Below are 9,093 nucleotides of genomic sequence, written 5' to 3'. Positions count from 1 at the left end.
AATGGTATAAGCAAGCTTAACTGCGAGACAGACAAGTCGAGCAGGTGCGAAAGCAGGTCATAGTGATCCGGTGGTTCTGAATGGAAGGGCCATCGCTCAACGGATAAAAGGTACTCCGGGGATAACAGGCTGATACCGCCCAAGAGTTCATATCGACGGCGGTGTTTGGCACCTCGATGTCGGCTCATCACATCCTGGGGCTGAAGTAGGTCCCAAGGGTATGGCTGTTCGCCATTTAAAGTGGTACGCGAGCTGGGTTTAGAACGTCGTGAGACAGTTCGGTCCCTATCTGCCGTGGGCGTTGGAGAATTGAGAGGGGCTGCTCCTAGTACGAGAGGACCGGAGTGGACGCATCACTGGTGTACCAGTTGTCTCGCCAGAGGCATTGCTGGGTAGCTAAATGCGGAAGAGATAAGTGCTGAAAGCATCTAAGCACGAAACTTGCCTTAAGATGAGTTCTCCCCGACTTTAAGTTGGTAAGGGTTGTTTGAGACTAAGACGTAGATAGGCTGGGTGTGTAAGCGATGTGAGTCGTTGAGCTAACCAGTACTAATTGCCCGAGAGGCTTAACTATACAACACTCAAGGGTTTTGGCTTGTTTTTGATTGAAAGAGTAGGGATTTTAGAGCGAAAGGCTTTGAAGTCTATAAAGAAGAGAGATAAGCGAAAGGATTATCTTGGCGGCGTTAGTGCAGTGGACCCACCTAAATCCATGCCGAACTTAGAAGTGAAACGCTGTAACGCCGATGGTAGTGTGGGAGCTTCCCATGTGAGAGTAGGGCACCGCCAGATTTTAATATGAGGAGACACTATCTGGGAGACTGGATGGTGTTTTTTATTTTAGGGGGAGAGAAGGGGATTTGTTTTGAGTTTTTTGTTTTCTACTTCCTACTTTCTGCTTTCGATCTACTTTTTATTTGCTTATATGGCTGTTTAACCTAGTCCTATGTCTTCATGGATTGGTATCATATTAACGCTGTTGTTCTGTTTACACTTTTACACTGCTTTTTTCTGGTTTTCTGTATTGTGTGTTTTTTTGTGCTCTTTGTTTTCTTTTTTAGCTCAAAGTATGAGATTAATGGTGCGGGATATTTATAGTGGTAGAGAATTAGAAAGTGCGGTGGGTTTTAAAGGTGTTTTTCCTCGTTCTTTTTTTATTGTTAGCTCAAAATATTTATTTGGGAACTACTATTTAGTAAATATCTTAGCTACTGGTAGTGAGCAAGTGATTTTATAGCAATTTTATGTATTCTATTAGTAGAAGTAATCTGAAATTTTAACTATTTATTTGAAATATATTTTATATACGTTTGAGTGTAAACATTTCTTGCGTAATATTCTTTGCTTGATTATAATTTAAACTATTTTTATATACGGATATAAAATATTATGCCCATGATCAATCGTATTTATTTTGAAGCTAAAGTAGAATCACAAATCATTTCAGGTTTAGAACTAGAAGAAATAAAATTTTTTATAAAGAAAAATAATGATCTAGAAATTATTTTAGTAAATGGCGATATTATTACAATACAGGATTATTTTTTATTAAAACCTAGGCTTTTTATTGAAAAGCAGAAAAGTGATCTTATTGAGGTTAATATTCCTGAAAAACAATATATTGAGGAATACACAGAGCAACAATTTAATAATAAGTTTCTATACAACGATCCTATTCATATGACCCAGCCGAGTGATACAACATTTTTGACTCTGGCTTCTATTTCTACGACTTTCATTGCTACTAGTATATATAAGCATTGGGATGGAAAAGGAAATACTTATTTTGATCAAGATACTGATTTTTCTACTCCAATAAATGCGAATCCTACAACAGATATTAACGTTACTCATACCCTAGCGGCTCCCGTAGTGCAGAATAAAACTCCCGATGGGCTACACATCACAGGGACTGCTGAAGTGGGGGCAACGGTTATCGTAAAAAGTGCGACAGGCACAGAGTTGGGACGAGCGGGTACAAATCAAACGGGACAGTTTGATGTGACGTTAACGACAGCGCAGAAAAACGGTGAACGCCTTGTGATTATGGCGACAGATAAGACGAATAACAGCTCGGCGGAGAAAACGTTTAATGCGATAGACCGTACAGCGCCAGCGGTGCCGATCATACAGAGTCAAAGTAATGATGGGCTACACATCACAGGGACTGCTGAAGCGGGGGCAACGGTTATTGTAAAAAGTGCGACAGGCACAGAGTTGGGACGGGCGGGTACAAATCAAACGGGACAGTTTGATGTGACGTTAACGACAGCGCAGAAAAACGGTGAACGCCTTGTGATTATGGCGACAGATAAGACGAATAACAGCTCGGCGGAGAAAACGTTTAATGCGATAGACCGTACAGCGCCAGCGGTGCCGATCATACAGAGTCAAAGCAATGATGGGCTACACATCACAGGGACTGCTGAAGCGGGGTCAACGGTTATCGTAAAAAGTGCGACAGGCACAGAGTTGGGACGAGCGGGTACAAATCAAACGGGACAGTTTGATGTGACGTTAACGACAGCGCAGAAAAACGGTGAACGCCTTGTGATTATGGCGACAGATAAGGCGAATAACAGCTCGGCGGAGAAAACGTTTAATGCGATAGACCGTACAGCGCCAGCGGTGCCGACCATACAGAGTCAAAGCAATGATGGGCTACACATCACAGGGACTGCTGAAGCGGGGTCAACGGTTATCGTAAAAAGTGCGACAGGCACAGAGTTGGGACGGGCGAGCACAAATCAAACGGGACAGTTTGATGTGACGTTAACGACAGCGCAGAAAAACGGTGAACGCCTTGTGATTATGGCGACAGATAAGGCGAATAACAGCTCGGCGGAGAAAACGTTTAATGCGATAGACCGTACAGCGCCAGCGGTGCCGACCATACAGAGTCAAAGCAATGATGGGCTACACATCACAGGGACTGCTGAAGCGGGATCAACGGTTATCGTAAAAAGTGCGACAGGCACAGAGTTGGGACGAGCGAGCACAAATCAAACGGGACAGTTTGATGTGAGGTTAACGACAGCGCAGAAAAACGGTGAACGCCTTGTGATTATGGCGACAGATAAGGCGAATAACAGCTCGGCAGAAAAAGCATTTAGTGCTACTGAATCTCTTTATACTAAAGTGTATTATGGCGATGGAACGATACTTACTTTACAGCACGATCAAGGTACAGCATTAGATCTTTCCTCATTAAAATACTCTTTTGCGGGAAATACCTCACTGTTTACAGTTAGCAATTCTTTATTTAAGCCGACTGCGAAGATTGATTATAACAAGGACACTGATCACGATGGTTTAATTGATCTTATAGATAAAGATCCAACGGTATGGAATGTTTCAGATCGAGATTTACGCTTTTTTGCCCGTTTATCTTATTCTAGTGATAAGCTTGTAAACAATGTTTTAAATGGTAAACAAAGTATTATTGATAGCCAGAAGATAAATAAATTGAACAATGCAGCGAGTTACAGTGAAATTAGTAATGATTGGGAAGTGATAACTTTGTTTCACGATAGCACATCTGGCTTAGATTATTCTTTATTTGGTAATGGGAAATATACTAATAGCGCTGGAAAGACAGCTTACCATAACATCGTGATTGCTTTTCCGGGTACTAAGGGAGGTGTCTTTAGCGTAGATGGATCTGCTGATCTCAAAATAGGTGCAGGTGGGGTTCCTGCTCAAGCAAAAAAAGCAGCAAAAGAAATTCCAAGCGTTGTATTAGCTTCAAACCCTGACAATATTTATGTTACAGGTGAATCCTTGGGAGGATATTTAGCGCAATATTTAATGACGAATGCCACATCGAATTTTACTTCACTTGTTCGACATACTGCTATTTTTAATCCTGCTATTATTAAAGCACCGAGTGATATCGCAACAAAAGCAAATGATCTCGTTGAAGCTGGAATGATGGATAACAGTAATTTATCAGAGCCAAGATCATTAAATAAAACAAACTCTTATGTGATTAAGGGTGAATTTGTGAGTAATTTGCAGGGGAAATATAAGAATACGACTGAAATTACTGGAATTAGTGGTTCGCCGACTGACAAACATGATATGGGGAATTTCTTTAAAGAAAATACCACTTTGCAAAAATATTTTACAGTTGGAAACCGAATGGATGATTACTACTTAAACCCTTATAAACAAGATAGTGATAATGATGGTTTTAGTGATGCAATAGAAAATATATTGTATAGTGATCGTAATAACCCTAATTCATTGCCGGTTTTGCAAGCTATTGTTACACAAGAAGATAAGAATGGAAATGTTAAATCAGCACAGGGCGTGACGTTTAGTGCGGAATATAATACAGATCAAAGTATTACATTTAGCGTGGCAAAAGATGTTGCTTATACTAATATTACGAATTTTAGTAAGAATGCACTTCCAAATTTTGTGAGTTCAAATAAGAGTATTTCTTTTGAAGGAACAATGAAAGATGATCGAATTATTGGTAGTGAAGGTCAGGATGTTCTATGGGGTAATAAAGGAAGTGATACGCTTACTGGTGGTGCAGGTAAAGATGTTTTTGTATTTAAAGCAAGTGATATAGGTCAAGGTGTAGATTCTATTACTGATTTTAAGACAAAAGAGGATAGGTTAGACTTATCTGGTTTAAGATCATTACTTGGTACAAATCCTAATTTATCAATAGACTGGAAACAGGTTGTTGATAAAAATTCGGTTCCAACAGGTACAGGAAAGGCTTATATCATATTAGATAATGATGCTCACAGCATTTCTTATCAAGGCGTTAATCAAGATCCCGTGGAGTTTGTTAAATTTACTCCAGATGTCAATCTATCTGAAGTTGTAATTTTAGGATAGTTTAAATAAACATTTGCGATTTCTTTTGACTATTGGTCAAATTAAATCGCATTTTTTTGTCTTGAATTTACAATCTAACTGTAACAAATAAAAAAGTGTTCATAAGGAAATCGACGATAATTTGTTTGAGACAACAAAATCACTGATGAGAACTTATGAACACCTACAAACCTCTTACACTTTGTGAATGCGAAAAGATAATGGTTTTTCACGCATTAGGTAAAACAATAACCCAGATTGCTCAGCGATTACAGCGACATAAATCGACCATTTCACGAGAATTGAAGCGCTGTCAGGGCGAATATGCGGCATTATCAGCTCAAGAACACTATCAACAACGGGTAGAGTGTAAACCCAAGCAAAAGTTAGCCGACCCGAAATTGTGTTGATACTTTATTTTGGGAATTTTAACAGTTGTTTCGGTTTTTTAGGAATTTAACTATAAGCAATCACTGAGAGTGAAAATTGGGTTTTACTATATCCCTACAACCCCACCTGTGGGAAATATTGCTCAGTGAGTTCCACCAAATTCTGCAAAGAAATTAACCGCACTTTATTTTCATCGTTATTTACAAAGTGCGGTGCGATTTTTTGTAAATTTCTGGCGTGAATGTCGTTTTCTAGCACATAATAAGGCTGGCTTAATTGCGCGAAAAGTTCAGGGTGTTTGAGGGGAAGAAGTACGCCGTCTTGCCACAACACAAGGCAATCTTGTTGGGTGAAATGAGCAAAATAGCGGGCGAGGGTTTGGCTGTCATAATCCGCTTTGGCGAAGGTATAAAGCATAATGATTTCCTGAAAAAAGAATGAAACGAAACAGGTTAAAATGTCAGTACTTTTTCTGCCTGTTGTAATTTTTCCATTAACTCGGTACGGGGGAGTATTTCGCAATCGATCAGCCAATTTGTTTTTTCAAGCTGTAAGGCTTGCACTGATTGTTGGCACAGATAACGCTGTTCAATATCGTATAAATCGAGCAATTTAAAAGGCTGGCTCACGTTTTTTTGTAAAATTTCTTCGCTTTTTTGATAAGCAATTAAATTAAAAATCCCGTCATCTAAGAAAAATACGGCAATTTCACTTTCATCACAAAAAGCAGTGGCGGCAAGTAGGGCATCTAAACCTTCTCGGCTTGTTGCTGTGCCGTAAGGCGGTTGGGTAAATACAAAAGCCAGTTTAATCATAGGGTTATCACTCGATCTGCTTGCAATAACGCTTGGCTAAATTCGCCAAGTCCGGCTAACACAAAGTTTTCTGCTAAATTATTTTGTTGTTTATCTTTGCTGCTTAATGCGTCCACAATACCTCGGCGTTGTGAAGCGGCAATGCAAAGATGCAAAGGAATGTTATGCTGTTTGCTCAGGGTTTGCCAATGTTGTTGTAAATTAAATTCGTCATTGGCGGGATAGACAAAACCGTTGCCGTTGCTTACCCCATTTTGCATAAAAAACACTTGGCTGATTTGATGCCCTTTTTCAATCAAGGCTTGGGCAAGTTGGTAGGCAAGAAATGCACCTTGTGAACCATAAATAGGCTGTTTTACGGCGATGACATAACGCATTATTTAAGCTCATCTTGTTTAATTTGGCGAATATACAAATACACGGTATGACGAGAAATATCTAAGCGTTCCGCCACTAAATTAATTGCATCTTTTATATCAAAAATGCCTTTTTCATATAAAGAAAGGACAATTTGACGATTTTTATTGTTATTCGCAACTTGGGGATCGGTGCTAATTTCTTCTACCGTTTGTTCGATGGTTTGGCTAACTAATTCCTCAACAGAACTGGCAAAATTCACTTCTGAAGCAGAATGTTGTTCCGCAGGGGGCATTAATGCTTGAATAAATTGGTTCACGGGGACATCTAAATTGATATTGATGCATAATAAACCAATGATCCGTTTTTCACGATTACGAATCGCAATGGTCACTGATTTCATCAATGCGTTACCCTTTGCGCGGGTAAAATAGGGCTTGGAAACATTCTCCGTTTGCATTGTTTTGAGCGATTTCAATGCAAAATCCGTAATGGGCGAGCCAACTCGACGATGGGTATTATGCCCGTTAGCAATGCAAATGGCAGAATGCTCAAAGTCTTCAAGAGAATGTAGCACAATTTCACAATGACTGCCGATTAATGCACTCACACCATCTACTACTGCGACATAAGAGGTTAAAATAGCACGATCTTCATCCGTAAAAGGGCGTCTATCTGTTAGCATTAGTTTTTTCTCAAAATGATGGAAAAATCGACCGCACTTTGCTTTTAAGAAATAAAGTGCGGTCATTTTTGATTATTTTTTCTCAGGGATTACGTCTAATACTTCAACCGTAAAATATAACGTTGCATTTGGTGGAATTGGGCCTGCGCCTTGTTTACCATAAGCTAGGTCAGCAGGAATTAATAAATCAATTTTACCGCCTTTTTTCACGAGCTGAAGTCCTTCCGTCCAGCCCTTAATGACTTGATTTAATTTGAATTCTGCTGGCTGACCACGTTCAACAGAACTGTCAAATACCGTGCCATCTGCTAATTTGCCTGTGTAATGTACTTTCACTTTATCTTCAGGTTTGATCGCCACGCCTTCGCCTGCTTTTTCAATGCGATACATTAAGCCAGAAGCAGTTTTTTTCGCGCCCTCTTTTTTCATAAATTCAGCGGTAAATTTCTCATTTTCAGCGTTCACTTTTGCTTGACGTGCTTCATAGACTTTGTCGCCAATCGCTTTTAATTTTTCTTGAACTTGTTGTTCAGTGAGATCGCCTTTTCCGTCTAAAGCATCTTTTACCCCTTGTAATACACGGGTTTTGTCATAATTGATCACATCTTTTTGATCATTAATTAAGGTCTCAAGGAATTGTTTTCCTGTGGCATAACCCACCACATAAGAAGCTTCATCATTGAAATTTTTATCCGTTGCTTGATTAGCAAAAACGGAGCTAGAAACCACCGCACTTAATGCGAGGGTGATAAGAGAGAATTTTTGAATTTTTAACATTGTTTATCATCCTTTATAATGAATCGGAATTTTTGATAGGTTAAATTGTATTGCACAATTTAACAACCATTATTTAAGGATTATTTATGCAAATTCAACTTGAACACGCAAAACAAATTGCCGAATTAGAAACAAAAGTGGCATTTCAGGAACAGGCTATTGAGGAGTTAAACCAAGCCTTGGTGGAACAACAATTTATACTTGAGAAAATGCAGTTACAGCTACGTCATTTGGCGGCGAAGTTAAAAGATTTGCAACCTTCCAATATTGCGAGTCAAGCAGAAGAAACGCCGCCACCTCATTATTAAACACAGAAAAAAGGCTAATCACAAGGATTAGCCAAAGGTTTTTATAGGAAGTTTCTAATTTATGCTATGGAATTAACATTTATTTTGCGAAATAGTTTTCTAGATCGTCGCTACCGCCAATATATTCTCCACCGATGAAGACTTGTGGTACGCTTGTTTTACCTGTAATAGCACGCACAGAAATGGTACTTGCATCACGGCCTAACACGATTTCTTCAAAGGTATAACCTTTCACTTTTAATAACCCTTTTGCTTTCGCACAGAATGGGCAACCCGGTTTAGTGAAGATTGATACCGAAGGTTTTGCTTGCCAATCAGGTTTTAAATATTTAATCATTGTATCGGCATCAGAGACTTTGAACGGATCACCCGGTTCATTTGGCTCAATAAACATTTTTTCCACCACGCCATTACGCACAAGCATTGAATAACGCCAAGAACGTTTACCAAAACCAAGGTCATCTTTATCAACGAGCATACCCATACCTTCAGTAAATTCACCGTTACCATCTGGAATTACGGTGATGTTTTCTGCTTCTTGATCCGCTTTCCACGCGTTCATTACGAACGTATCGTTTACGGATAAACAGATAATATCGTCCACACCTAAGGCTTTGAATTCACAAGCTAATTCGTTATAACGTGGTAAGTGTGTTGATGAACAAGTTGGGGTAAATGCGCCCGGTAATGAAAATAACACTACCGTTTTGTTATCAAATAATTCTGAGGTGGTGATATCAACCCATTGATCACCTTGACGAGTATGGAATGTTACTTGAGGAACTTTTTTTCCTTCCATTGTTGCTGTCATCATCTTTCTCCTATTGCGATTAAAGTAATGATTTCTTATTGACGGGGTGAATTATAGTGAAAATCGTGATATAGTTACAAACGATTAATACCTATCCTTTTAATTGTTCCTTTCTAT

The 9,093-nt window shown here is 39.2% G+C and carries 10 protein-coding genes and 2 rRNA genes (1 of these 12 only partly in view); 6 read left to right on the top strand and 6 right to left on the bottom strand.

All coding sequences use genetic code 11. From position 1 onward, the window contains the following. From L5B83_RS03730 to L5B83_RS12410, 5 genes are all read left to right on the top strand, one after another. Nucleotides 1–574 (top strand): 23S ribosomal RNA (locus L5B83_RS03730) (it extends 2,419 nt beyond the left edge of the window). 102 nt (nt 575–676) lie between these two features. Beyond that, nucleotides 677–792: ribosomal RNA gene (gene rrf, locus L5B83_RS03725) — 5S ribosomal RNA — on the top strand. 277 nt (nt 793–1,069) lie between these two features. Further along, a complete protein-coding gene (locus tag L5B83_RS03720) occupies nt 1,070–1,237 on the top strand; it encodes a hypothetical protein (protein ID WP_265777622.1) in 168 nt (55 codons plus the stop codon). 152 nt (nt 1,238–1,389) lie between these two features. After that, a complete protein-coding gene (locus tag L5B83_RS03715; protein ID WP_265777621.1) occupies nt 1,390–4,854 on the top strand; it encodes an Ig-like domain-containing protein in 3,465 nt (1,154 codons plus the stop codon). Nucleotides 4,855–5,009: 155 nt separating this feature from the next. Next, nucleotides 5,010–5,243 (top strand): helix-turn-helix domain-containing protein, encoded by a 234-nt coding sequence (locus tag L5B83_RS12410; protein WP_442780621.1) that lies wholly within the window; start codon nt 5,010–5,012, stop codon nt 5,241–5,243. A 94-nt stretch (nt 5,244–5,337) separates the two neighbouring features. Here L5B83_RS12410 and L5B83_RS03705 read toward each other — a convergent pair whose 3' ends face one another. The 5 genes from L5B83_RS03705 to L5B83_RS03685 form a co-directional block, all read right to left on the bottom strand. Next, complete coding sequence (locus L5B83_RS03705) at nt 5,338–5,640, bottom strand: DsrH/TusB family sulfur relay protein (RefSeq protein WP_265777619.1); 303 nt, start codon at nt 5,638–5,640, stop codon at nt 5,338–5,340. Between the two features lie 35 nt (nt 5,641–5,675). Further along, a complete protein-coding gene (tusC, locus tag L5B83_RS03700; protein ID WP_265777618.1) occupies nt 5,676–6,038 on the bottom strand; it encodes a sulfurtransferase complex subunit TusC in 363 nt (120 codons plus the stop codon). Next, complete coding sequence (gene tusD / locus L5B83_RS03695; protein ID WP_250351174.1) at nt 6,035–6,415, bottom strand: sulfurtransferase complex subunit TusD; 381 nt, start codon at nt 6,413–6,415, stop codon at nt 6,035–6,037. The genes tusC and tusD overlap by 4 nt, the downstream gene beginning before the upstream one ends. After that, a complete protein-coding gene (locus L5B83_RS03690) occupies nt 6,415–7,080 on the bottom strand; it encodes a helix-turn-helix transcriptional regulator (protein ID WP_250351175.1) in 666 nt (221 codons plus the stop codon). Before L5B83_RS03690 ends, tusD begins: the two co-directional genes overlap by 1 nt. Before the next feature lie 72 nt (nt 7,081–7,152). Continuing rightward, nucleotides 7,153–7,857, bottom strand: coding sequence for an FKBP-type peptidyl-prolyl cis-trans isomerase (locus L5B83_RS03685; protein ID WP_265777617.1), 705 nt, complete (start codon nt 7,855–7,857; stop codon nt 7,153–7,155). Nucleotides 7,858–7,943: 86 nt separating this feature from the next. On the opposite strand from L5B83_RS03685, the gene L5B83_RS03680 reads away from it, so the two are divergent. Then, nucleotides 7,944–8,165, top strand: coding sequence for a SlyX family protein (locus L5B83_RS03680; protein WP_250351177.1), 222 nt, complete (start codon nt 7,944–7,946; stop codon nt 8,163–8,165). Between the two features lie 79 nt (nt 8,166–8,244). Here the strand turns inward: L5B83_RS03680 and L5B83_RS03675 are convergent, their stop codons facing one another. After that, nucleotides 8,245–8,979, bottom strand: a complete 735-nt coding sequence (locus tag L5B83_RS03675) for a glutathione peroxidase (RefSeq protein WP_395896620.1) — start codon at nt 8,977–8,979, stop codon at nt 8,245–8,247. Nucleotides 8,980–9,093: the final 114 nt, after the last annotated feature.

Source organism: Avibacterium sp. 21-599, assembly GCF_026226765.1.
GTDB lineage: Bacteria > Pseudomonadota > Gammaproteobacteria > Enterobacterales > Pasteurellaceae > Avibacterium.
The sequence above is the reverse complement of the archived record's forward strand: the minus strand, read 5'-3'. Positions and strand labels throughout refer to the sequence as shown.

Excerpts from the sequence above, each read along its gene's own strand:
- L5B83_RS03720 (WP_265777622.1), top strand. The coding sequence starts at position 1,070 with ATGAGATTAATGGTGCGGGATATTTATAGTGGTAGAGAATTAGAAAGT.
- L5B83_RS03715 (WP_265777621.1), top strand. The coding sequence starts at position 1,390 with ATGCCCATGATCAATCGTATTTATTTTGAAGCTAAAGTAGAATCACAA.
- L5B83_RS12410 (WP_442780621.1), top strand. The coding sequence starts at position 5,010 with ATGAACACCTACAAACCTCTTACACTTTGTGAATGCGAAAAGATAATG.
- L5B83_RS03705 (WP_265777619.1), bottom strand. The coding sequence starts at position 5,640 with ATGCTTTATACCTTCGCCAAAGCGGATTATGACAGCCAAACCCTCGCC.
- tusC (WP_265777618.1), bottom strand. The coding sequence starts at position 6,038 with ATGATTAAACTGGCTTTTGTATTTACCCAACCGCCTTACGGCACAGCA.
- tusD (WP_250351174.1), bottom strand. The coding sequence starts at position 6,415 with ATGCGTTATGTCATCGCCGTAAAACAGCCTATTTATGGTTCACAAGGT.
- L5B83_RS03690 (WP_250351175.1), bottom strand. The coding sequence starts at position 7,080 with ATGCTAACAGATAGACGCCCTTTTACGGATGAAGATCGTGCTATTTTA.
- L5B83_RS03685 (WP_265777617.1), bottom strand. The coding sequence starts at position 7,857 with ATGTTAAAAATTCAAAAATTCTCTCTTATCACCCTCGCATTAAGTGCG.
- L5B83_RS03680 (WP_250351177.1), top strand. The coding sequence starts at position 7,944 with ATGCAAATTCAACTTGAACACGCAAAACAAATTGCCGAATTAGAAACA.
- L5B83_RS03675 (WP_395896620.1), bottom strand. The coding sequence starts at position 8,979 with ATGATGACAGCAACAATGGAAGGAAAAAAAGTTCCTCAAGTAACATTC.